The organism is Mesorhizobium sp. P170090, from assembly GCF_057786115.1.
Genome location: NZ_JBYNWH010000001.1, coordinates 4,527,162 through 4,548,223, shown reverse-complemented (window position 1 = coordinate 4,548,223; position 21,062 = coordinate 4,527,162). Strand labels below are relative to the sequence as shown.

The 21,062-nt window shown below is 62.0% G+C and carries 23 protein-coding genes and 1 tRNA gene; 6 read left to right on the top strand and 18 right to left on the bottom strand.

Annotation, left to right across the window (positions count from 1 at the left end):
• Positions 1-74 precede the first annotated feature (74 nt).
• The 3 genes from gpt to AC3EML_RS22140 form a co-directional block, all read right to left on the bottom strand.
• Positions 75-575: a xanthine phosphoribosyltransferase gene (gene gpt / locus AC3EML_RS22150; RefSeq protein ID WP_023667540.1), complete on the bottom strand. Its 501-nt coding sequence runs from the start codon at positions 573-575 to the stop codon at positions 75-77.
• 87 nt (positions 576-662) lie between these two features.
• A complete protein-coding gene (locus tag AC3EML_RS22145) occupies positions 663-1,496 on the bottom strand; it encodes a universal stress protein (RefSeq protein WP_023681540.1) in 834 nt (277 codons plus the stop codon).
• Positions 1,497-1,594: 98 nt separating this feature from the next.
• Positions 1,595-2,335 (bottom strand): competence/damage-inducible protein A, encoded by a 741-nt coding sequence (locus AC3EML_RS22140; protein ID WP_023815366.1) that lies wholly within the window; start codon positions 2,333-2,335, stop codon positions 1,595-1,597.
• A 174-nt stretch (positions 2,336-2,509) separates the two neighbouring features.
• Here AC3EML_RS22140 and AC3EML_RS22135 point away from each other — a divergent pair, with 174 nt between their 5' ends.
• Together AC3EML_RS22135 and AC3EML_RS22130 are read left to right on the top strand one after the other, a co-directional pair.
• Positions 2,510-3,511: an alpha/beta fold hydrolase gene (locus AC3EML_RS22135; protein ID WP_352520441.1), complete on the top strand. Its 1,002-nt coding sequence runs from the start codon at positions 2,510-2,512 to the stop codon at positions 3,509-3,511.
• A 64-nt stretch (positions 3,512-3,575) separates the two neighbouring features.
• Positions 3,576-3,848, top strand: coding sequence for a hypothetical protein (locus AC3EML_RS22130; RefSeq protein ID WP_023667536.1), 273 nt, complete (start codon positions 3,576-3,578; stop codon positions 3,846-3,848).
• 115 nt (positions 3,849-3,963) lie between these two features.
• On the opposite strand, the gene AC3EML_RS22125 is transcribed toward AC3EML_RS22130, so the two are convergent.
• The 4 genes from AC3EML_RS22125 to AC3EML_RS22110 form a co-directional block, all read right to left on the bottom strand.
• Positions 3,964-4,203 (bottom strand): DUF2188 domain-containing protein, encoded by a 240-nt coding sequence (locus AC3EML_RS22125; RefSeq protein WP_023667535.1) that lies wholly within the window; start codon positions 4,201-4,203, stop codon positions 3,964-3,966.
• Between the two features lie 59 nt (positions 4,204-4,262).
• Positions 4,263-4,541: a DUF982 domain-containing protein gene (locus tag AC3EML_RS22120; protein WP_032891817.1), complete on the bottom strand. Its 279-nt coding sequence runs from the start codon at positions 4,539-4,541 to the stop codon at positions 4,263-4,265.
• Positions 4,542-4,625: 84 nt separating this feature from the next.
• Positions 4,626-4,940 (bottom strand): SH3 domain-containing protein, encoded by a 315-nt coding sequence (locus tag AC3EML_RS22115; RefSeq protein WP_023704570.1) that lies wholly within the window; start codon positions 4,938-4,940, stop codon positions 4,626-4,628.
• Positions 4,941-5,064: 124 nt separating this feature from the next.
• On the bottom strand, positions 5,065-6,162 hold the full coding sequence (locus tag AC3EML_RS22110) for an NADH:flavin oxidoreductase/NADH oxidase (protein WP_352520440.1): 1,098 nt from the start codon (positions 6,160-6,162) through the stop codon (positions 5,065-5,067).
• Between the two features lie 143 nt (positions 6,163-6,305).
• On the opposite strand from AC3EML_RS22110, the gene AC3EML_RS22105 reads away from it, so the two are divergent.
• Both AC3EML_RS22105 and AC3EML_RS22100 read left to right on the top strand, forming a co-directional pair.
• The gene (locus AC3EML_RS22105; protein WP_023667531.1) at positions 6,306-6,884 is read left to right on the top strand and encodes an NUDIX domain-containing protein; all 579 of its coding nucleotides are present in this window, start codon (positions 6,306-6,308) and stop codon (positions 6,882-6,884) included.
• A gap of 89 nt (positions 6,885-6,973) precedes the next feature.
• Positions 6,974-7,945, top strand: a complete 972-nt coding sequence (locus AC3EML_RS22100) for an ATP-grasp fold amidoligase family protein (protein ID WP_352520439.1) — start codon at positions 6,974-6,976, stop codon at positions 7,943-7,945.
• Between the two features lie 143 nt (positions 7,946-8,088).
• On the opposite strand, the gene AC3EML_RS22095 is transcribed toward AC3EML_RS22100, so the two are convergent.
• The 3 genes from AC3EML_RS22095 to AC3EML_RS22085 form a co-directional block, all read right to left on the bottom strand.
• On the bottom strand, positions 8,089-8,295 hold the full coding sequence (locus AC3EML_RS22095; RefSeq protein WP_023815363.1) for a hypothetical protein: 207 nt from the start codon (positions 8,293-8,295) through the stop codon (positions 8,089-8,091).
• A gap of 148 nt (positions 8,296-8,443) precedes the next feature.
• Positions 8,444-8,632: a hypothetical protein gene (locus AC3EML_RS22090; protein ID WP_023688348.1), complete on the bottom strand. Its 189-nt coding sequence runs from the start codon at positions 8,630-8,632 to the stop codon at positions 8,444-8,446.
• A gap of 724 nt (positions 8,633-9,356) precedes the next feature.
• Positions 9,357-9,578 carry a hypothetical protein gene (locus AC3EML_RS22085; RefSeq protein ID WP_352520438.1) on the bottom strand — a complete coding sequence of 74 codons (222 nt, stop codon included), beginning with the start codon at positions 9,576-9,578 and terminating at the stop codon, positions 9,357-9,359.
• 86 nt (positions 9,579-9,664) lie between these two features.
• Here AC3EML_RS22085 and AC3EML_RS22080 point away from each other — a divergent pair, with 86 nt between their 5' ends.
• The gene (locus AC3EML_RS22080; RefSeq protein WP_352520437.1) at positions 9,665-10,528 is read left to right on the top strand and encodes an ATP-dependent DNA ligase; all 864 of its coding nucleotides are present in this window, start codon (positions 9,665-9,667) and stop codon (positions 10,526-10,528) included.
• Here the strand turns inward: AC3EML_RS22080 and AC3EML_RS22075 are convergent.
• The 5 genes from AC3EML_RS22075 to AC3EML_RS22055 form a co-directional block, all read right to left on the bottom strand.
• Entirely contained in the window at positions 10,525-10,773 is a 249-nt protein-coding gene (locus AC3EML_RS22075) for a hypothetical protein (RefSeq protein ID WP_352520436.1), read from the bottom strand. The two genes, AC3EML_RS22080 and AC3EML_RS22075, sit on opposite strands and share 4 nt — an antisense overlap.
• Positions 10,774-11,672: 899 nt before the next feature.
• The gene (locus tag AC3EML_RS22070; RefSeq protein ID WP_023667524.1) at positions 11,673-11,864 is read right to left on the bottom strand and encodes a hypothetical protein; all 192 of its coding nucleotides are present in this window, start codon (positions 11,862-11,864) and stop codon (positions 11,673-11,675) included.
• A 1,308-nt stretch (positions 11,865-13,172) separates the two neighbouring features.
• Positions 13,173-13,258: transfer RNA gene (locus AC3EML_RS22065), tRNA-Leu, on the bottom strand.
• A 128-nt stretch (positions 13,259-13,386) separates the two neighbouring features.
• Positions 13,387-14,049 carry an outer membrane protein gene (locus AC3EML_RS22060; protein WP_023688356.1) on the bottom strand — a complete coding sequence of 221 codons (663 nt, stop codon included), beginning with the start codon at positions 14,047-14,049 and terminating at the stop codon, positions 13,387-13,389.
• Positions 14,050-14,177: 128 nt separating this feature from the next.
• Positions 14,178-15,029, bottom strand: coding sequence for an alpha/beta fold hydrolase (locus AC3EML_RS22055; RefSeq protein ID WP_352520435.1), 852 nt, complete (start codon positions 15,027-15,029; stop codon positions 14,178-14,180).
• Positions 15,030-15,290: 261 nt separating this feature from the next.
• On the opposite strand from AC3EML_RS22055, the gene ade reads away from it, so the two are divergent.
• Positions 15,291-17,102 carry an adenine deaminase gene (gene ade, locus AC3EML_RS22050; RefSeq protein ID WP_352520434.1) on the top strand — a complete coding sequence of 604 codons (1,812 nt, stop codon included), beginning with the start codon at positions 15,291-15,293 and terminating at the stop codon, positions 17,100-17,102.
• Positions 17,103-17,123: 21 nt separating this feature from the next.
• Here the strand turns inward: ade and AC3EML_RS22045 are convergent, their stop codons facing one another.
• The 3 genes from AC3EML_RS22045 to AC3EML_RS22035 all read right to left on the bottom strand — a co-directional run bounded on the left by AC3EML_RS22045 (position 17,124) and on the right by AC3EML_RS22035 (position 20,998).
• The gene (locus AC3EML_RS22045; RefSeq protein ID WP_023744838.1) at positions 17,124-18,287 is read right to left on the bottom strand and encodes an alpha/beta hydrolase; all 1,164 of its coding nucleotides are present in this window, start codon (positions 18,285-18,287) and stop codon (positions 17,124-17,126) included.
• Positions 18,288-18,420: 133 nt separating this feature from the next.
• Positions 18,421-19,494 carry an alpha/beta hydrolase gene (locus AC3EML_RS22040; RefSeq protein ID WP_023681526.1) on the bottom strand — a complete coding sequence of 358 codons (1,074 nt, stop codon included), beginning with the start codon at positions 19,492-19,494 and terminating at the stop codon, positions 18,421-18,423.
• A 100-nt stretch (positions 19,495-19,594) separates the two neighbouring features.
• Positions 19,595-20,998 (bottom strand): hypothetical protein, encoded by a 1,404-nt coding sequence (locus tag AC3EML_RS22035; RefSeq protein WP_352520433.1) that lies wholly within the window; start codon positions 20,996-20,998, stop codon positions 19,595-19,597.
• Between the last annotated feature and the right edge of the window lie 64 nt (positions 20,999-21,062).

The window sequence follows — 21,062 nt, the reverse complement described above, 5'->3', positions numbered from 1 at the left end:
GTGCCTTCCAGTGTCTGTTTTCATAGCAGACGGGGCGGGTTTGGCCGTCTGGGCAGAAATGGGGCTGGCGCGAATCAGCCGGCGTGATCGTCGGCGATCGGCTTCTGGTAGGTGAAACCCATGTCCCAGGGAAAGTAGATCCAGGTGTCCTGGCTGACTTCGGTGATGAAGGTGTCGACCAGCGGCCGGCCTTTCGGCTTGGCGTAGACGGTGGCGAAATGCGCCTTGGGCATCATGGCGCGCACGATGCCTGCCGTCTTGCCGGTGTCTGTGAGGTCGTCGATGATCAGCACGCCCGCGCCATCATCGGCGAGCAGCGCCGGCGTGATCTCCTTCAGCACCTGCAATTGCCCCTGGCTGGTGTAGTCGTGATAGGAGGCGACGCAGACCGTCTCGATGACGCGTATGCCGAGTTCGCGTGAGATGATGGCAGCGGGAACCAGACCCCCACGGGTGATGCAGACGATGGCCTTCCACTGACCCTTGTTGGCGCCGGCAAGCCGCCAGGCGAGCGCCCGGGCATCGCGGTGGAACTGGTCCCAGGAGACCGGAAAGGCTTTTTCGGGAAGGGACATTCTGCACTCCGCGCGCAACATTGTGGAATGCGCGCGGAATTAACTGGAAAGTCAGGGCATTGGCAAGGGCGGGGCCAGTCTGTGGAGTTACCGCGACAAAAAGGCCGCAACCGGCACGCTGCGCAACACGGTGCGCGTGACGCCGCCGAACAAAAGCTGACGCAGCCAGGAATGGCTGTAGGCGCCGAGCACCAGAAGGTCGGCTCCGGTCTCGGCGATCCGGGTCTGGATGACGTCATCGACCGAAGCATTACCCGATTTCTGCACCGACACGCTGACCGTTGCGCCATGCCTGGAGAGTGCCGCGGCGATCTCGGCGCCGGCGGCTTCCGGGTTGTCATCCAGCGTATCCGGCGGATCGATGACCAGAATGTCGGTCTTTTCGGCCTCGATGATGAAGGGCAGCGCGTCGAAGGCGGCACGCGCCGCCTCCTTGCTGCCGTTCCAGGCCAGCAGCACATGTTTGAATGTGGTGACCAACGGCCCCTCATGCGGCACCACCAGCACTGGCCGGCCGGCATCGTAAACCAGCGTGTCGACATCGGCGCTCGTGTCGCCCCCGGTCTCGCGCTGCGCGGCAATAATCAGATCGGCGGCGCGCACGCTGGAAATACCCGTCAGCGCGCTGTCGCCGGAAAAGCTCTCGAGGCTGCGCCATTCGAAGGAAAGGCCGGAATTCTCGATCCGCCCAACGAAAAGCGCCTGCAATTTCTCGGCGCGCTCGCGGTTCATGTCGGCGGAGACCTGCAGGAACTCAGTGTCGGGGAAGCCGGTTGCCGAGGTGTAGGGAACGGGCAGCGCTTCGGCATGGATGCCGATGAGATGGCTCTCGAACCGGTCGGCAAGCGGGATGGCGCAGTCGAGCACGCGTTCGGCGTCCTGTTCGTTCTGCAATATGGCGACGATGGTCTTGAAGCGCATGCGAAATCCCTCAAATCTGCCAGCGCGTGCTGCGCCCGAGGGAAAACGTGGGAGTGCGGTGCTTGGTTCCGGCCCGGCGATGGTCCGCGAGCCCAGGGTCAATTGGCGGCGGTGAAGCCGGCCACCATCGCTTCGACGTCCTTGCGTGCCGAATCCAGCGCCTCCTGGCTGCGGGCGCGGACCACCAGCTCCGTCCAGAATTTGCCGTCGCCATATTTCGGATAGGAGCCGATGATGGTGTCGGGATGCGCCTTCTGGATGTCGCCCAGGGGACCGCCGATCAGGCCTTCGCCGAACGGGCAATGGACGGTGGCCGACAGCATCTTGGTGCCGGCCTTCAGCGTCGGCACGACATTGTCGAGCATGGCCTGGAAAATCGCCGGCACGCCGGCCATGACATGGACGTTGCCGATGCGAAAGCCGGGCGCGACGGAGACCGGATTGTCGATATGGTCGGCGCCGCGCGGCATGCGCGCCATGCGCTTGCGGGCCTCGGTGTATTCGATGCCGCGCGCGGCATAGCTCTCGCCCAGCATGGCATAGGCCTTGGCGTCGTATTCGCAGGGCACCCCAAAAGCCTTGGAAATCGAATCGGCGGTGATGTCGTCATGCGTTGGGCCAATGCCGCCGGTGGTGAAGACATAGGTGTAGCGGGCGCGCACGGCATTCACCGCAGCGACAATCTCGTCCTCCTCGTCGGGAACGATCCGCACTTCCTTCAGGTCGATGCCGATGGCCGTCATGATGTCGGCGAGGTGGCCGATATTTTTATCCTTGGTGCGGCCGGACAGAATCTCGTCGCCGATGACAAGCATGGCGGCAGTGACGATTTCAGGCATGGAAGGCTCCGGCAAACAGGCCCGTTGGCAGACAAGGTCGCCTGAGGCAGAAAGAAGGTCGCCTGAGATAGCGCGACATCGAACTGGCGGCAATGCCGACACAAGCCGCCATCTGCCTTGCCGAGCGTTCGTCAGTGGGTGATGGTGCGCGCCGGTCCGCTCCCGGGTGAAAACATGCTGGTATCAATTCTGCTGTGGCTTGTTGCCAGCCTGTCCGTGCTGGCTCTCGTCATCGTAGCCTGCCTGGTCGCGGCAACGCTCTGGATTGCCGCCAAGGCCGAAAGGCTGGTGCCGGCCAGCGGAAACTTCGTCGAGATCGACGGCAGCCGCATCCATTATGTCGAAACGGGCGAGGGACGGCCGATCCTGTTCGTGCACGGACTTGGCGCGCAGCTCCACCAGTTTCGCCACACGCTGTTTGAGCGCTTTGGCCCCGGTTGCCGGCTGATCGCGCTCGACCGGCCGGGATCGGGCTATTCGGTGCGGGCCAAAGGAGCCACCGGCCGCTTGCCTGAGCAGGCCGAGATCATAAGGCGCTTCATCGAAACGCTCGCGCTGGAAAGGCCGCTTGTGGTCGGGCACTCCCTGGGCGGCGCCGTCGCGCTGACCCTGGCCGTGGAGCATCCCGGCGCGATTTCCGGCATCGCTTTGCTGGCGCCGCTGACGCATCTGGAAGCCGGCGCCCGCGAGAAAGCGGGCCTGCTCTATATCCGTTCGCGGCTTTGGCGCTGGATCATGTCCTACACCGTCGCGATACCGACAAGCCTCGGATATGCGCGGCAGACACTGGAGTTCATCTTCGCGCCGCAGGCCGTTCCCGCCGACTACATGATCGATGGCGGCGGATGGCTCGGGCTGAGGCCAAGCCATTTCCATGCGACCTCCACCGATTTCGTGGCGGTCGAAGAGGATCTTGGCCGCATCGAAGAGCGCTATGGAGAGATCGCCATGCCGGCCGGCATTTTCTTCGGGACAGCCGATCGCGTCATCGCCATGCGCATACATGGGGAGCCGATGAAGGACAGGATCGAAGGGCTCGATTTCGAGACGGTCGAAGGCCTCGGCCACATGCCGCAACTCGTCGAGCCGGACCGCGTCATCGCCTTCATCAAGCGCATTGCCGAGCGGGCATTCGCCGGCCAAGACCTCACCACAGCCTCACAACAATTTCACTGAACCATTCGGCTGATATCCGGTTTACCCCGTGTCGCACCCAAGGCGGCGGATACGGAGTAATTCAATGTACAGGAAAGTTTTTGCAGCATCCGTGCTGACGATCGGTCTTGCCACATCGGCGATGGCGCAGTCATCGGACGGCACGTATTCCAACCATCACAGCTGGTGGCCCTTCGGGAACGAGCAGTCATCGACCGTCGACCAGAGCACCACCGGCAGCATCAATGCCGACGGCAGCCAAGGCTATGGCGGCGCTACGGGGCCGTGCGCCTCCGACCCGTCAGGACCCTATGGAAATGTGAGGCCCAACGTGAACGATCAATATTGCGGCAAGTGATCAAGCCGCGGGCGACTGACCGGCAGGATGTCCCGCCTGTTTGTTTTGACGCAATTCCCAAGGGAATTGCTTAGGCGAGCATCCACGGCCGGCAGCGAAAGCTGAGGGGCAAGGATCAGTCGGAAACTTCGGTCTGCGGCCGGTCGCGGCCGTCGGCCAGTTCGTCGTGCCACTTGCCTTCGGCATCCTCATACTGGATGCCGTCCGTGGCGCCGGCGATCTGCTGTTCGGCCGAGGCGATCTCGGCGGCGCGCAGCGCATCCTGATGGGTCGGGAATGTCTCCGAGAATGTCGAACCGACCTTGTAGGCCCAGCCCCCGTCATGCTCGACGATCTTGTAAGTCAGCTTCGCCATGAAATCCTCCGGTTCGTCCGTCCGCTCAATGCGGCCCGTTTTTCATTGCAATTTGGGCTTCAATGCAACTTGGCGTCTGGCAGCCGGTCTTCGGGAACCAGCACTTCCGATTCCTTGGCCGCTTCGATCAAAGCCCTGCGTGCATCGGCCGTCGAACGATAACCTTCCAGCACTTTGAGGCAAGTGTCGAGAGCATCACGATGGCGCGGGCCGCGGTTGAGCGGCCACACCGTCATCAGACACTCCGCCGCTTCCTGGGTGCTGCGGATCTGGCGATATTTGCCGACATGGCCGAGTTCGACCACGACCGGGGTTTCAAAAGGTTTGTTATCCATGATGGCCGCAACGCAAAGCAGCCAATATGGTTGCAAAAATGGCCGTCAGCCTGCGCCCAAACGTCTCACCAACAGCAATCGTTGGTCTCAGTAACCGCAGTCGTTGCGCAGCCAGCGGGCGTTGGCCCAGCCGGTCCGTCCGCCGATTTCGACCTGGTACCAGTTGCCGCGGCGGTCGAAAATCTCGGTGTGGTCGCCATTGAACAATTGCCCGATCATGCGCGACGACAAGTTCGGCCGTGCGCGCACGGCGAGAAACCCGCTGCCAGTATCGAGATCGTAGTGCCTGGACAGGCCGTGCACCGTGCCTTCGCAATATTGCGCGCCGACCGGAGACGACGCGGCGAACGACAGTGCGACCACCAGAGCGGCTGCCGCCGGATAGATTGCCCTTGATGCCATGGACTTTGCTCCCAATCCGGCCGCCAAGGCGGCCTGCCCCCAGGGACTATAGCGGGCGGATTAAAGCGAAGCTGCGGCAATCTGTCCAGCAGATGCGTTTGGCGCATCCGTCGGCACTGCCTGTTCAGCCCTTCGTCCAATGCTGCATCGTCGTCACCGAGCGGGCGAGCTGTGGCGCGGGATGGATTTTCTCGCCGAAGGTGGCGGCGGCGCGCCAGCCCCAGCGCGGATCGGCGAGGAAGGCGCGGGCCAGCGCCACCATGTCGGCGCGGCCGTCGGCGACGATCGCCTCTGCCTGCGCGGGATCGTCGATCAGGCCGACAGCCCGGGTCGGGATGCCGGCGCCCTTGCGCACCGCTTCGGCCAGATGCACCTGATAGCCGGGGCCGGTCGGCAGCTTCTGCAACGGCGAATTGCCGCCGCTCGAACAGCAGAGATAGGCAACATCAAGCGCCTTCAAGGCTTTGGCCACCTCGATCGCCTCGTCGACCTCGAAGCCGCCATCGACCCAGTCCTTCACCGACAGGCGGGCGCCAAGCATCAGGTTTGGAACTGCCTTCCTCACCGATTTGGCGATCTCGATGAGGAAACGCATGCGGTTTTCCAGCGAGCCGCCCCAGCGGTCGGTGCGCTGGTTGGAAAGCGGCGACAGGAACTGGAAGATCAGATAGCCGTGCGCGGCGTGCAGCTCGAGGAAGTCGAAGCCGGCGCGCTCGGCCCGCCTCGCGGCTTGAGTGAAGCGCTCGATAAGCTGCAGGATTTCATCCTCCTCCAGCGCATGCGGCACATTCCAGCCGGTGTCATAGGCGATGGCCGAGGCCGAGACGGTCTGCCAGGCATCCTCGCCCGGCTGCAATGGGCCGCCGCCTTCCCAGGGCTTTCGGTTGGATGCCTTGCGGCCGGCATGGGCAAGCTGAATGCCGAATTTCGTTTCCGGCGCGGCGACGCGCCTTGCTGCATCCAGCGTGCGCCGGGCGGCCGCCTCGTTGTCGTCGGAATAGAGGCCGAGGCAGCCATGGGTGATGCGGCCGCGCCGTTCGACGTCGGTCATCTCGACGGTGACCATGCCGGCGCCCGACATCGCCAGGTTCATCCAGTGATAGAGATGCCAGTCGCTGGCCGAGCCGTCTTCGGCGGAATACTGGCACATCGGCGCCACCGCGATACGGTTCGGAAAGGTCAGGCCGTCGAGGGCGATCGGCTGGAAAAGCGCTGCGGTCATCAAAAAACTCCGGAGAGGGACTGCAGCTATTTAGGCGATGGCAGTTGCCGGCACCAGACACGAGGCGGTGAAAGCTTCGCCGTTTCGGTTGCGCGCAAAACCGTTCGCGGTTACGCCATGGCGCCGACAGCTTGGAGCTCATCATGGAAGATCGTATCCGCATCCGCTCGGAGGAAGTCCTGTCCGACGACTGGGCGGTCCTGAAGAAGACCGTCCTCGATTATCGCCGGCGCGACGGGCAGTGGGAGACGCAGATTCGCCAGACCTACGATCGTGGCGACGGCGCGGTGATCCTGCCTTTCGATCCCGAGCGTCAGACGGTGCTTCTGGTGCGGCAGTTCCGCTACCCCGCCTACGTCACCGGCCACCGCGAACCGCTGATCGAGGCCTGCGCCGGCCTGCTCGACAAAAACGATCCCGAAACCGCCATCCTCAAGGAGGCCGAGGAAGAGCTCGGCTATCGCCTACAGAACATCGAGCGGCTGTTTTCCCCCTATATGAGCCCGGGCAGCGTCACCGAACGGCTGTGGTTCTTCGTGGCGCGCTATTCACCCGCCGACCGCATCTCGGCCGGCGGCGGCGCGGCCGACGAGGGCGAGGACATCGAGGTTCTGGAAATGCCTCTTGATGAAGCGCTGGCCGGCATTTCAGACGGCCGCATCATCGACGCCAAGACGATCATCCTGATCCAGCATTTGAAACTGTACCCGATGAAGGGCTAGCTCGGCGAAGCTCGACGTGCCTCACTGCTGCGGGCAGGGTGGCACGTCCACTTCGCGGATGAAGTTGCGCAGGTTGCAAGGACACCGGAATGGCGCGTGGCGCAAAGGCATGGCTGAAGCGAAACAGCGCGCGGGCATCTCTCCTGTTGCTGAACGCCGCGCTGCTTGTCCGCTACCGCCGGTTGACCCAGCGTTTCCTGGAGCGGATGCGGCATCTGCCGAATTTTGCAGCCCCGGTGACGTTCACGGAAAAGATCCACTGGCGCAAGATTTTCGATGACGATCCTCGCTTTGCCGGTCTTCTCGACAAGCTCAAGTCCAAGGAAATCGTCAGGGAGCGGCTTCCCGGGCTCGCCATCCCTGAGGTGCTGTGGCAGGGCGACGATCCGCGCCAGATCCCCTTCGATGACCTGAAAATCCCCTACGCCGTCAAATGCAACCACGGTTGCGCCATGAATGTCATCGTTCGCGATCCGGCCAACGCCGACCGGGAGGCGATCATTGCCGAGATGACGGAATACCTTGGCCAAACCTATGGCGCCCGCAAGCTGGAGCGCAGCTATGCGCACATAGAGCGGCGGGTTTTCGTCGAAGCACTTGTGGGCAAGGACCAGGGCTATGACCCGGTCGACTACAAATTCTGTGTGCTGGCTGGCCGCGTCGCCTACATCGTCGTCGTCGCCTTCCGTTCCACGGTCAAGAATACCGCCCACCTGGATCGCGATTGGCGCCCGCTGAACATTGCCCAGGGCGCGATCGACTCGAGCCTGGAAATTCCCCCTCCCAAGAGCCTGGCGCGGATGATCGAGGCAGCCGAGGCGCTCGGCAGCGAGTTCGACATGGTGCGTGTCGATTTCTACGAGGAGGAGGGGGAGCCGATCTTCGGAGAATTCACGGTCTACCCACGCAGCGGCTTGCTGCAATTCGACCCGGCTGCCTTCGACCGCGAACTGGGCGAGCATTGGGATATTGGCGCGTCAGGTTACCTCAGTCGTTTGCCCAGCCGATTTGCCCAACGGTACAAGGCAATGCTCGTCGCCGCCGGCTATCTCGACGTTTGAGATGGCTGCCTTGGTGGCGTGCTACCCGAAGCTCGAAGAGCGAAGGGTGGTGCGGAGAACCCATACGATTAGAGATCGAGGGAAACTGATAGCTCAGCAGGGAGTCGTGATTTCGAAGTGCCGTCTCAACTGAGCCGTAGCGGTCAATTCGTCCTGCTGGGATCAATCTTCGTGAGCCGCTGCCTGGTCTCGACCATGCGCCTTTGCGCAGATCGGATTCGGCAACACAAGGCGAGATCGATAGCGACGCCGCAATCTTCGTCCAGCAAGTTTTCGGCTCGTTCGAGATCCAACTTTGCCCGGCCGACGCGCTGACGGGCTCTGGCCAGTTCCAAGTTCATCAGGTCCATTGTTGCGCTTCCTTTTGGGTTGCGGTCCCTTCGGAACACCAAACCGTGCCGAGCGCTTTGGTTCCTGCGGCGACTCGGCCGATTGCCGCTAAGGTATCAGGAAGCTCTCCCACGTCCCGACTGGGTCGAGATCATTTGACAAAATCTTTCAGCTTGTTGAGTCGACTGTCGCCAGAGGCCTTCCGGCCTTCAGGACACGCCGCCTCGCCGATCGTATCCTGCTGGATAAAGCGAGGTTCTCAGCCACCATTTTCTCGCTGAGTACCAGCGCGAACTCGGTCTGTTTGATGCGCTGCTGAGCATCAGCGAGTTGCATCGTGAAAAGATCGGTTGCCATTGTTGATCCGGGATCCGCGAGATTCATGATTGCGTAACACATGGCGGCCGAAATCGTTCCTAGTTGTCGGGCGAAACCGGTGCCGCAAAGGGCGGCTGAGTTTGAACTTCCCACCCGACCAGACGTCCGCGAGCGCCAAGGCATCGAGAGCCCAGTGATCGGAGGGCCACTACGAGCGGGCGCAACCCGACCACTTAAGTGATCAGCCTCGCTACAGCCTTGACAGGTACAGTCGCGGCCTCATCAAGGGGAGGTATCAATGGTCTCGGCGATTGGAAACCAACATCGGCAGGCAGCTGAAACTCGACCGAAACCCGCAAAGACAGAACCGGGCGAAGGATTTGCGCCAGGCAAAAGCGCAGACAGCGTAGGACATCGCGCCAAGGCAATGGCGGCAGAAAGTGGCGACACGGATTCTGGCGCCCAGGGGCGCGCCGCATCGACAATCGCCAGGATGGATATCACCGTTTTGGCTCCACAGAGCGAAGAGCCGCCTTTGGAGTAGCCCGGGCGGCCGTGCCGCTGCCTCAGTCCTTGTGCAGCACAACGCGCGCTGGCTACGCTCGGTGGACATTGTCGCCTCGAAACACTTCGGGCGTTGCACTGCCGCGAGCCGCCTTCGCTGCTGGTCGAGGGGCTGTAACCCTTGGTGGGGCCGGCATCGCCTCGCCGGTCGTTGCGAGCCCACGATCGCGCGGCCAAGCGACCTTCCCTGTGTCGGTCTCTATTTGATACTAGGGGACGGCGGTTTCATCACGGGCAATTGCAGCTGGTCAATGGTTGCGACGATGCCGGCGGCAATGGCTTCCGCCTCATGGATCAGTTCCGGACCATAGCGCCCATTGACCATCTCTTCGCTCGGCAGCACGCCAGGAGGACAGTGCTCTTCCATTGTGCGCCGGATGAGCGTCAGCGCTGCCCGGCATTGGTCGGCTTCGATCTTCATAGCCCTTCAAACATCCAATTCGTCTAAAATGTTCCGGAACTAATTTAGCGCTAGCTAATTGAAGTCGCAGTTCTGCGAGTCAGTGCATGCGTCTGAAATTCATTAAGCCCATGGAACCCGAACTGGTCGACACGCCGCCGATGGGCGATGAATGGATTCATGAGATCAAATTCGATGGCTACCGCACCCAGGTCATCAAGGATGATGACGGGATTCGGCTGATCACCAAGAACGGTTATGATTGGACGGGCCGCTACATCCAACTTGCCGGTGAGGCGGAAGCGATCGAGGCGAAAGACTTCATCATCGACGGCGAGACCATTACGATCAATGAGGTTGGCCTATCCGACTTCCATGCGCATCAATCAGCCGCGACCAGCCGCAAGCCGTCGCGCGATCTGTATCTGCTAGCATTCGACCTCTTGCACCTGAACGGGCATGACTTGCGGAACACGCCGGTGGAAGACCGTCGCGAGATACTCCGGGCGTTGATCCCGGACGGCGGCCGAATTCAGTTCAGCGAAGCGATGCCGGGCACTGGCGACGCCGTCTTTCATCTGGTCGACCAGGCTGGGCTTGAAGGTATCGTTTCAAAGCGGAAGGGCAGCAAGTATCGGTCGGGTCCGACGACGAACTGGCGCAAGATCAAGTGCTATGCCGAAAAGGAGATGGACATCATCGGCGTGCAGCGCGAGCCCGGCAAGCCTGCCATGGTGCTGATGGCCGACAAAGGCCACTATGCCGGCGGCGCCTTCGTCACCTTCAAGGCGGACAAGCGCCAGCGCCTATGGGACCGCGTGCAAGGCAAGATTGGCGGGCCGGCGCCGAAAGGGCTCAAAAGTGACAAAGCCGAATGGCTAAAGCCGGGCCTGGTCGGCCGCGTGCGGTTCCTGAAGGGCGAGGAGAAGCTTCGCCATGCCAAGCTGCTGGATTTCCGGGAGGAGACTTAGCCCGGAGGCTTGTCCCGGGGCTGTGCCGGTCCTGTCCCGTTCCACTGGATGAACTTCGACTTCTGGCCGGTGATGGTCTCGATCGACTTCAACAGGGGTCCATGGACCTTACGTAGAGCTTGGTAGTGCTCGCCGTGGTACGCCAGGAGCGGCCCGACGATGCTCTTGTGCAGCGCTTCGGCTGCCGCCAGGAAGCGCTCGATTTCAGCCCGGGAAAGTTGTTCCGAAGGTTTGGTTCTGGCCATTGGCGCTCTCCATTGAGGGGTCGCCGCAACGAGGACTATAATCCTACATGCCGGACTGCCTGACAAGAGGGCTCGCCGGCCTTATCCCGCAGGTAGCAGTAGGGCGACGGCGCCAAGCGCAGCCATCAGGAGCAACCACCAGCAAAGATGAGCAACGGCAGGCCCGGCGACCTCCTTTGGCACACGGGACAAACAAGAAGGTCGCCGAGCCTTACCGGCGCTGCTTTGTGAGGGAGACGACGCCGGATGAGATGAGAGTATGCGATCGTGCTAATCTCTGCGAACCATGCGAACGAAGGAAAGCCTTGTGGCACCGACGTTGAGATCAAGGTCGGCGGGGCGCTGATCGCTGCGGCAGGATTCTTCCAAAGCGGCAGTGAGTCCAGAGCGGAACATTAGCGTCGGCTAACGGTTAATTCGGCAGTGTTCCGAACCGTGATCGGTAGAGCGATGGTGACGTTTCATCTTGTTTATTTTTCCGGCCTGACGGCAGACCAGCTGCTAGGCAGCGCCGTTTCTATCCTGGCGTGTTTGCTGCTTTGTAACGCTCTGGCTTCGGACGCCTGACTGATAGGTCGGCCAGCGGCCCGGCATGCTTGGCAGCCGGCGATTGCCATCCCGATGCCAACTTCAAGACCTATCACGAGGCCAAAGACAAGCTTGCCGACGAAATCAATGGCGAGGGCCGGACAGGACGCCACACGTCCAGGCAGGGCTCTCTGAGGGCATTGGCGATGCCCGTTGCCTCAAGGTGGCGAGCTTTTTCGTTAATAGGCCTCCGCGATGGGCAATCTGTTCCAAGAGCTTCTGTGATGCCTCTATGACGCGGGCAAACCTTGGAAAAGGTTTCCGTGGCAGGACCGGGGTACGATTCTAACCAACTAGGGCTGTATAGGCCACTAGCGCCCGACGATCCGGCTAATCATGTCGTCATCAGGTGCGCTGTCGGTGAATTCCCGTAGGAGCGCCTTCGCGTGGTCTACCCAATGCTCTTCAGCCAGGTTCAGCTCCCGAACGGATCTCCTGAAGGTCTCGCACACCACATCGAAATCGAAGGCGTCAATGCTGTAGCCTTCCTCGTCATGGTCCATCGGCCGCCTCCCCAATGGGGGAAACTGTACGGAATCGTACGAAGCAAGTGCAAGGGCATTCAAAAGCAATTGGCTGATGCCGCCCGATCGTTCCACAATGTGTTGCTAATATGCAGCACCGACTGAATCTCCGATCAGCGGCACTTGTGGTTGGTTCCAACAGCTGCACGTTGACGGCAAGATGCCAAAGCCAACGACATGCGGGCGACGAAGATGGACAAGCGACAAAACACAAGAAATGTTGAGTTGGTCGGTCTTCTGGCCGTGCCGTTGTCAGTTCTAATCACGCTGCTGATAGCTGGAATGATCCTTTGCTGAAATTTTCTAGTGGCAAAAGGCTGGGGCGGCGGGTTTTCCCCCTTTGAAAGAAGTCACAATGTCCCAATCCGTCGAACCCCCGATATTGCCAGAGGATAGCCCAGACCGTGAGGTGAACTGTGAAGTCGCATTAGAAGCCGCGTTTGCGGCCTTGGTGACTGCGTCAGAAGCGCAAGGTTGGACGCCACAGGAAACGGCTGCAACTCTTCTTAAAATCGCGACGGAGCATGCCCACCGGGTTGAGGCCGCTGCGGCCCCAGCCGGCTCCCGTTCTGCGGCCACATCCTGATCTCATAATGACCGTCAAGGCCGGACGACGCGTATTTCTCATGTCGGCCTTCATTGTAAGTTCCGGTACGGAGATCCTTCGAAAGGCACCCTCGATGTCGACATGCTCCATAGCGTATGAAGAGCTACCAGCACGCTTGTAATATAGCTTTTGAGGCTGCGGTGTGGTCGACGTTTCCGACCGTGGCACGTCGACGACCATGAACTCGGCGTTTTGGTCGGCATTCGATGCAAATCCAGCGACGCGGATACCGTCGTTTTTCGGATGCAGTAAATCCCCAACTGCCGAGCTTACGACCGAAGGGGCTACTTTCCAGTTCGGGATTGGCTCAAGCGCAGTTGCGCAGTCAGCCCGTCACTGTTCTTACGGCAGCCAATACCGAACACCAAAACACCGGCCGAATTGATGAAGGCTGACAGTGCTTTTGCCAACGCCGCCCGACCATCCTTTAGTTGGTTGTTCGTGAGGTGTGAAAGCGGGCCCCTGTTTTCCAACCGCAGGTGTCTTGAAGTCTAGCTAGGCTTTCCTGCATCTCGGCCTCAACTGCTCATTTAGCAGAGCTTCCCTATGAGCGACCAAGTCTTGAAAATCCAGCAAGGCAGTTCCCGGCTTTGTATCCCGGCTGCCCCTGCGGCTACCTGCGTCAGCCTTTTCTATGGTAGCCAGTGAGTTCGTACAGAACGAATCCTAAGCATTTCAATTGGTGCGGACGACGGGAATCGAACCCGTACGATCAGAGATCGAGGGATTTTAAGTCCCTTGCGTCTACCAATTCCGCCACGTCCGCAGGCCAGCCCTTTTCAGACGCCAGCGAAAACCCGTCAAGCCATCTTTTGCCGAGTGTCGGACTCATGAAAGGTGTTTCGCGATTTCAAAACAATTGGTTGTGGCGAAAATCTCAGTCGCCGAGAACGCTCAGAATTTGTAGCTGAGATTGATACCAACCGCGTTCAGTTTCACATCCTGATCGCGATCGTTGAAGGGTTCCGCCACGTCATAGTGCTCGGAGCCGAAATCATAATAGCGATATTGCGCGCCGACGATGAATTTGTCGGTCAGCGCATAGTCAACGCCGGCGCCCAAGGTCCAGCCGACATTCGTGCGTGTGCCGGCGAACGACGCGCCCGCGACTTGCGAAGTTTCGATGCCGGCAAAGGCGACGCCGCCGACGCCGTAGACCAGCACGCGGTCCATGGCGAAGCCCGCTTTGGCGTTTACAGATCCGAACCACTTGATGTCCGTGCGGAATGTGCTTCCAAGGCCTGATACCGCCGTACCGTCGACGGCGGAATAATTGAGCTCCGCCTCGGCGCCGAGCACCGCCTGATCGAACTGCCACAGGCCGGCGACATGGCCGCCGACGAAACCGCCGTCAATGTCGGGCGAGATGGAAAACGGCGCGCCTTCCGTCACTGATATGTCGGACCGGCCCCAGCCGTAGCCGGCCTGCAGGCCGGCATAGTAGCCGGTCCAGTCGAAGCCTGGTTCGGTCATCGGCACCGCCATCGGGTCGGCGGCGAATGCCGGCGCGGCCAGAGCAATCAGAAATCCGGCACTGGCAATAGTCAGACAGCGCATCGAGTTCTCCGAAAAGGCGGTTCAGAAGGCGCCTTGCCGGAAGGTAATCCTATTCGCCGCAAAACGGAACCCATTGTTCAACAATCGGAATGTACCCGTTGCTGTGCTGGGTGCTCTAGCTGGGGGCGCTATTTGGCGTCAATGAAGTCCAGCGCCGCATGGCTATATTCGTCCGGCGCCTGCAGCATGGCGAAATGACTGGCGTTGGGCAGGATGATGAGCTTGGCGCCCGGAATGACGGAGGCCATGTATTCGGTGTGTTCGCGCTTGATCGCCTCGTCATGGTCGCCGGCAACGATCGCGGTCGGCGTGGTTATCTTGCCGAGCTGTTCCTTGGTCCAGGCCGGCTCCGACTCCCACATGTGGCTGATCTGCGCCACGAAGGCATCGTACTGGTCGGGAGTCTTCGACAGTTTCTTGTAGTCGCGGCCCGAGCGGTCGATATAGGCGGCAAAGGTCTTGTTGGTCAGCACACCCGGATCGACGCCATCGGTGGTGACGTTGGCGGCCTGCGCAAAGAGCCGTGTCAGCCGCTCCGGATGATGCAGCGCGATGTCGATGCCGATAATGCCGCCGTCGCTCCAGCCGACAAGAGCGGTCTTGTCGATCTTGAGATAGTCGAGCAGCGCAAGATAGTCCGACGCCATGAGGTCATAGCCGTAAGCCTGCTCGGTGCGGGTAGAGCGGCCATGGCCGCGGCTGTCGGCGATAATAACCTTGTGCGTCTTGGACATGGTCGCCACCTGGCTTGCCCAGATGTCGCCATGGCCAAGGCCGCCATGGATCAGGAGAATCGGATCACCGGCGCCGAAAACGGCGTAGTACATCTGAATGCCGTTGACCGGCGCATATCCGCTCTGTTCAGGCTTGGGCATGGCCGCCGGTTCGGGCAGCGTCAGCCAGCGCTCCTCGGCGGATGCAAAGCCGGCCGAGATCAGGAACAGGGTGACGAAGGCGAGTGCTTTCAGGAACCGGGTCATGACTTCACCTCAGGAGGTTTCGGCCTCATCACAACAAAAACCCGCCTCGCGGCGGGTCGTCGGCGCAAATCAGCACCGTCGGCAGAATAGTAGCATAAGTGGCGGCACAAGCCAAACTGAATGACTGCACCGTTGATGCTGTCGTCGGGGTGAACAGGTGCAGCGCATCCGCCCGGGCGAGTTCTCATCGACCGGATTTCGTCCGCAATCGCTGGTCAAAAGGTTGCCGGCTTGGCACAGTCGGGCAAACAGGAGTCTTTCATGGCCAAGCAGCCGTCGGCGACGAAACCCAAGCCCTGGACCGAGCTGGCGACGCATCTGGTCGACGTCGCGACGGGGCGCAAGCCTGCCGATCTCGTCATTCGCAACGGCCGCTGGGTGAACGTGCACTCCGGCGAAATCATAGCCGGCACCGACATCGCCGTTGCCGGCGGCCGCTTCGCCTATTGCGGGCCGAATGCCAGCCATGCCATCGGCCAGGGCACCAAGGTGGTCGATGCCGGCGGCCGCTATCTGGTGCCCGGCCTGTGCGACGCGCACATGCATGTCGAGAGCGGCATGGTGACGGTGACCGAGTTCTGCCGCGCCGTCATCCCGCACGGCACCACCTCGATGTTCATCGATCCGCACGAGATCGCCAATGTGCTGGGTCTGCCCGGCGTGCGGCTGATGCATGACGAGGCCGTCGCCATGCCGATCAACGTCCATGTCCAGATGCCGTCCTGCGTGCCGTCCGCGCCGGGGCTGGAGCATGCCGGGGCCGAACTGACGGTCGCCGATGTCGCCGAGGCGATGACCTGGGAAAACATCGTCGGGCTCGGCGAAGTCATGAATTTTCCCGGTGTCGTGGCCAACGATCCGGTCATGTCGGGCGAGATAGCCGCCACTGTGAGAGCGGGCAAGACGGTCGGCGGCCACTATGCGTCGCGCGATCTCGGCCTGCCGTTCCATGGCTATGTCGCCGGCGGGCCGGAGGACGACCATGAAGGCACGCGCGCCGAGGACGCGATCGCCCGTGTGCGCCAGGGCATGAAGGCAATGCTGCGGCTGGGCTCGGCCTGGTACGATGTGGCGTCGCAGATCAAGGCGGTGACGGAGAGCGGGCTCGACCCGCGCAACTTCATCCTGTGCACCGACGACAGCCATTCCGGCACGCTGGTGCATGAAGGCCATATGGACCGGGTGGTGCGCCACGCCATCCAACAGGGATTGAAGCCGGTGACGGCGATCCAGATGGCGACGCTGAATACCGCCCAGCATTTCAAGCTGGAGCGCGAACTGGGCTCGATCGCGCCGGGACGGCTGGCCGATCTGCTGATCGTCTCCGATCTTGCCGCCATGACCATCGACGAGGTCTATGGCCGCGGTATCAGGCTGGCCAAGGGCGGCAAGCTCGAGATCGACATTCCGGCCTACGATTACCCCAAATCGGCGAAGAACACCGTCAAGCTCGGCAAGAAGCTGAAGCCAGGCGATTTCGACATTGCGGCGCCCAAGGGCGCCAACGAGGTGCGGGTGCGGGTCATCGGCGTGATCGAAAACCAGGCGCCGACGCGGGCGCTGGAGGCCGACCTGCCGGTCGAGGACGGGCTGGTCGCCATGGACCGCCGCAACGACATCTGCCAGATCGCGCTGGTCGAGCGCCACCGCGGCACCGGAGGCGTCACCAATGCCTTCGTCTCCGGCTTCGGCTATATGGGCGACTGCGCCATGGCGTCGAGCGTCGCGCATGATGCCCACCACATCATCTGCGTCGGCACCAACAAGGAAGACATGGCGCTGGCCGTCAACCGGCTGGGCGAGGTCGGCGGGGGCGTGGTGCTGTTTTCGAAGGGCAAGGAGCTTGCGCTGGTCGAAATGCCGATCGCCGGGCTGATGTCGGACGAGCGGGCGGAAATCGTGGCGGCCAAGGCGGAGAAACTGACCGAGGCGATGCGCAAGATGGGCTGCTCGCTCAACAACGCCTACATGCAGCACTCGCTGCTGGCGCTGGTCGTCATTCCGGAGCTCCGGATTTCCGATCTCGGCCTGATCGACGTGACGACGTTCCAGAAGGTCGATCTTTTTATCTGAGATCAGCCCGCTGCTTGGCTCTCATCCGCCGGTGGCGATGGTCAGCACCTTGAATGGCGTGGTGATGATGATCTCGGCGACGGATCCGACTGCCTTGCCGAGGCCTCGGCCGAGATTGTCGATCTGGCCCTGCGTGGGTTCGTCCGATGCCAGGCCGGCTGGAGCGCGCAGACGGTCGCCGAGCAATTGCACCAGGAACGGGTTGTCGGCGAATTTGGCGTGGTTCAGGCGGTCGCCGCCCTTGATCTGGCTGAGGTCGGCCACAACGACGCCGTAACTGGCAATGTCGGCGGCGTTGCCGTAGTCGCCGACGCGCGGCTTGTCGCCGGATAGCAGGCTGGACAGTCTCAGAGCACGGTCGTCGGCGGAAAGCAGGATGACGAACGGCCTGTCGGGCTTGCCGTAGCGGATCATCTGCTTCTTGAAGACGTCGACATCGATATCGGGCGATGCCAGGACGACACGGCCGAGCTTGCCGTCGAGATCGCGGTCGCCGGTGATGGCGAGCTGGCGCAGCGCTTCCATCGTCACCCAGGTTCCCATCGAATGCGCGATGATGTCGATGCTCTTGACCTTTGTCTTGGCGAGCATCCTGAGCGTCGCTTCGAGGTCGTCGCGCGCGGCGTTGGCGCTGTCCTTGTCGTAGATATAGCCCGTGGTCTTGCCGCTCGAAGCCCACGAAAACAAGATCGGCGTACCCGGATATTCGGTGTCGTGGGCGATCTGCGTCAGCCGGTAGACCCCATCGTCGAAGCCGTTGTTGAAGCCGTGGACGAAGACCAGCGCGCGGTCGCCATTCATGGTGATGTTGGCGCCGACGGCCTTGGCGAATTGCGAGGCGTCGCCATAGTGGACGACGTCGGTGGCGGTGAATTGCTTGGCCGGGTTCGAATTGGCCGAGCCCTTGGCGCGCTCGATGGCGCCGACCTGGTGGACCTTCGGCACGGTGACGTCGACGCGGGCGTAGCTGGTGGTCAGCGAGCGATCGCCATCGAACACCTGGCGTGGGTCCTTGGTCGCCTGCTTGCGGGTGGTGGCGACGAAGATTTCGTGGGTGGCCGCGATGTCGGAGGCAGGCACCGAAACCGTCGTCTCGTTCAACAGGTCATGGGTGTTCGGGCCGGCGCAGCCGGCGGCAGCGAGCGCGAACGCAAGGACCAGGACAGTCTTCCAACGCTCGTTCACGCGGGCTCCCGCTGGCGCATTGGCGCCGATTTCAATGTCGTAGAGGGAGAGACCGGCCCGGTCCAGTTGAAAGTGATCGGGCCGAGCGGCATTCGCGACCTCACGCGGCGACGGTCGCCGCAAGGCAACAGCCTTATTGTCCGAGCGCGCTGATGCGGTCGGTCACCGTCTGGTCGCTTGCAAAGCCGTCATCCTCGCGCAGCCGTTGGCCGATCATCTTCACCAGTTCGGGATTGTCGGCGAACTTGGTGTGGTTGAAGCTGTCGCCTCCCTTGACCTTGGAAAGGTCGACCACGGTGACGCCATAAGCGGCGAGGTCGGCGGCATCCTTGTAGTCGCCGACGCGCGGCCGCGAGCCTGCGATCAGGCCTGAGAGCCGCAGCGCCCGGTCGTCGTCGGAGAGCAGCAGGATGAACGGCTTGTCCGGCTTGCCGTAGCGGCGCATCTGGCTCTTGAAGACGTCGACGTCGATATCGGGCGAAGCCAGCACGACATCGCCGAGCTTGCCGCCGAGATCGCGGTCGCCGGTGATGGCCATCTGGCGCAGCGTTTCCATGGTCACCCAGGTTCCGAGCGAATGGGCGACGATGTCGATGCGCCGCGCGCCGGACTGCTGCAGCATGCGCAATGTCACCTCCAGCTGATCGCGGGCGGCGCTGGCGCTTTCCTTGTCATAGACATAGTCGGTGGTTCTGGCGCCGGATGCCCAGGAAAACAGCACCGGCGTGCCGGGATAGCCGGAATCGTGGACGATCTGGGTCAGGCGGTAGACCGCGTCGTCGAAGCCGGTGTTGTAGCCATGCACGAAGACCATGACGCGGCCGCCGCGCGCGGCGATGTCGGCATTGAGCGCACTGGAGAATTTCGGCTGCGCATCGTAGCCGACGACCTCGGAGGCCATGAAGTACTTCGCCGGGTCGTTGGACCTGCCGCGCGAGCGGCGCTCGATCTGGCCGGTCTGGTGGGTGCCGGGAACGGTGACGGTGACGCGGGCGTAGTTCAGCGTCGCCGAGCGTTCGCCGTCGAAAACTTTGTTGGGATCGTCGGATTTCTTGCGTGTGGTGGCAATGAAGATCGAGTGATTGCCTGAGATTTCGGTCACCGGCGTGGACATGACGGCGCTGCCGAGCAGTTCCTCGGTTTTGCGGCCGCCGCAGCCGGCGATCAACAGGGCAAGTGCAAGAATGCAAATCGTCTTCAAACGCACGTCAAAAATTCCACTCCGGCCAAAAGGCCCATATACCCCCGCGGCACCTCCCGGACAGTGAGAGTGCGGCAGAAGTAAGTCGTGTCCAGCCGAAATGTGGTCAGCGTCGAGCCACGGTCATCGCACTGTTGCGCGAAAGCCAGAATGGCGGCAGGAACGCAGGGATGTTGGAGAAGGGCAATACCTCGGGCTTGAGCCTGATGCCGAGCACATCGCCCATGAAGGCGCGGCGCGCCTCGATGCGGCGCCATGCCTCGGGATAGCGGGCCGCGATCTCCTCGCGCAGGGACTCATCGGCAAGCGCGATACCGTCTTCGATATTGGTGGTGAAATAGCTGGTTCCGGTCGCCGGAATGACGTCGACCTGCAGCGCCATGCCCGATTGCAGCTTGATGTCCGAGCCGGAAAACACCGGCGAATGCATCCATTCGTCGATATGGACGAGATGGCCGGGATTGAGCGAGACGCCGAAGAACGGGTCGCCTATGCGGTCATGCACGGCTTTCCAAAGCGCTCCGCCGGCAACGCCTATGCCGATGGTCTCGTACCAGTCGACGACGGCGGCGAAATAGGGCGCTACCAGCTGTTCGACATAGTCGCTTATCTCGCGCGGCAGTTCGGCCGCGCTCTCGACCAGGAAGCCGGCGCGGGCGTTGAGCGAGCCCTGGATGCCATAGGCCATGGTGACGGGATCGCCGCGCTTGATGATGTCGAGGCGCGGGCTAGGCAAGCCGTAGGGCGCACGCCTGCCGGCGGACAGCATCGGGTGGCAGCACAGGGGCAGGCCGTTGATCCCCATCAGCCGCGCGGCCTGCAATTCGCTCATGCCGGGCTCGATATTCCTAAGCACGTTGCGCAGGCCCTGCGAGGAAAAGGTCGCGGCGAATTCGAAGGACGCCAATTGGTCTGCCTCGTTGATGGCGCGTAGGCCGTCGGACGGGTTCATCAACAGGTTGGCGGCGTTGACCACCGCGCCTCTGTCGCCGGCCAGTGTGCGCAGCGTATCGGCGATGAAGGACGGCAGGTCGAGCGTCGTCTCGCCAAAGCCGCCATCGCCGGGGCCGAACGGCTTCCAGCCGATTGCGCCGATCTTCTGGCCGGCCTTCAGGCCGCAGGCGGCAAGCGTGTCGGATAGAGAGGCCGAGCGGTCGCGTGGCTGCGCCGGCAGCGAGAAGGTCTGGTAAAGGACGCGCTCGTAAGGCCCGTCGCAGATTTCGGCATAGCCCCAACCCTCATTGCCGACGAGAAGCTTTGGCTGGCTGCCGGGAACGATGACCAGCAGCGTCTCCTCGAAACGCGGATCGTAACCACTGAGATAGGCGACATTGGCCGCGTGCTCGCGGTCGCCATAGACGGCAAAGGCGTCGAGCCCGGCTTTAACCCCATGCGCCAGTAGAGCATCGATGCGCGCTTCGTAGGTCTGGCGCTTAAGCAGCGGCATCACGGTCGGCTCGCCGAATTCAGGAAGGTCTACGGTCTTCAGGGCGACAGCCGAAACAGGCATGAGGATGGCTCCAGTGGATTTCATCCGGCGCATCAAAGCGGCGGCCAGCGGGCATCGGTGGCCG

Excerpts from the sequence above, each read along its gene's own strand:
- AC3EML_RS22125 (WP_023667535.1), bottom strand. The coding sequence starts at position 4,203 with ATGGCGAAGCTGACTTACAAGATCGTCGAGCATGACGGGGGCTGGGCC.
- AC3EML_RS22115 (WP_023704570.1), bottom strand. The coding sequence starts at position 4,940 with ATGGCATCAAGGGCAATCTATCCGGCGGCAGCCGCTCTGGTGGTCGCA.
- AC3EML_RS22100 (WP_352520439.1), top strand. The coding sequence starts at position 6,974 with ATGGCGCGTGGCGCAAAGGCATGGCTGAAGCGAAACAGCGCGCGGGCA.
- gpt (WP_023667540.1), bottom strand. The coding sequence starts at position 575 with ATGTCCCTTCCCGAAAAAGCCTTTCCGGTCTCCTGGGACCAGTTCCAC.
- AC3EML_RS22090 (WP_023688348.1), bottom strand. The coding sequence starts at position 8,632 with ATGGCAACCGATCTTTTCACGATGCAACTCGCTGATGCTCAGCAGCGC.
- AC3EML_RS22135 (WP_352520441.1), top strand. The coding sequence starts at position 2,510 with ATGCTGGTATCAATTCTGCTGTGGCTTGTTGCCAGCCTGTCCGTGCTG.
- AC3EML_RS22035 (WP_352520433.1), bottom strand. The coding sequence starts at position 20,998 with ATGCCTGTTTCGGCTGTCGCCCTGAAGACCGTAGACCTTCCTGAATTC.
- AC3EML_RS22055 (WP_352520435.1), bottom strand. The coding sequence starts at position 15,029 with ATGACCCGGTTCCTGAAAGCACTCGCCTTCGTCACCCTGTTCCTGATC.
- AC3EML_RS22075 (WP_352520436.1), bottom strand. The coding sequence starts at position 10,773 with ATGGCCAGAACCAAACCTTCGGAACAACTTTCCCGGGCTGAAATCGAG.
- AC3EML_RS22110 (WP_352520440.1), bottom strand. The coding sequence starts at position 6,162 with ATGACCGCAGCGCTTTTCCAGCCGATCGCCCTCGACGGCCTGACCTTT.
- ade (WP_352520434.1), top strand. The coding sequence starts at position 15,291 with ATGGCCAAGCAGCCGTCGGCGACGAAACCCAAGCCCTGGACCGAGCTG.
- AC3EML_RS22085 (WP_352520438.1), bottom strand. The coding sequence starts at position 9,578 with ATGAAGATCGAAGCCGACCAATGCCGGGCAGCGCTGACGCTCATCCGG.
- AC3EML_RS22130 (WP_023667536.1), top strand. The coding sequence starts at position 3,576 with ATGTACAGGAAAGTTTTTGCAGCATCCGTGCTGACGATCGGTCTTGCC.
- AC3EML_RS22095 (WP_023815363.1), bottom strand. The coding sequence starts at position 8,295 with ATGGACCTGATGAACTTGGAACTGGCCAGAGCCCGTCAGCGCGTCGGC.
- AC3EML_RS22105 (WP_023667531.1), top strand. The coding sequence starts at position 6,306 with ATGGAAGATCGTATCCGCATCCGCTCGGAGGAAGTCCTGTCCGACGAC.
- AC3EML_RS22140 (WP_023815366.1), bottom strand. The coding sequence starts at position 2,335 with ATGCCTGAAATCGTCACTGCCGCCATGCTTGTCATCGGCGACGAGATT.
- AC3EML_RS22070 (WP_023667524.1), bottom strand. The coding sequence starts at position 11,864 with ATGGACCATGACGAGGAAGGCTACAGCATTGACGCCTTCGATTTCGAT.
- AC3EML_RS22060 (WP_023688356.1), bottom strand. The coding sequence starts at position 14,049 with ATGCGCTGTCTGACTATTGCCAGTGCCGGATTTCTGATTGCTCTGGCC.
- AC3EML_RS22080 (WP_352520437.1), top strand. The coding sequence starts at position 9,665 with ATGCGTCTGAAATTCATTAAGCCCATGGAACCCGAACTGGTCGACACG.
- AC3EML_RS22145 (WP_023681540.1), bottom strand. The coding sequence starts at position 1,496 with ATGCGCTTCAAGACCATCGTCGCCATATTGCAGAACGAACAGGACGCC.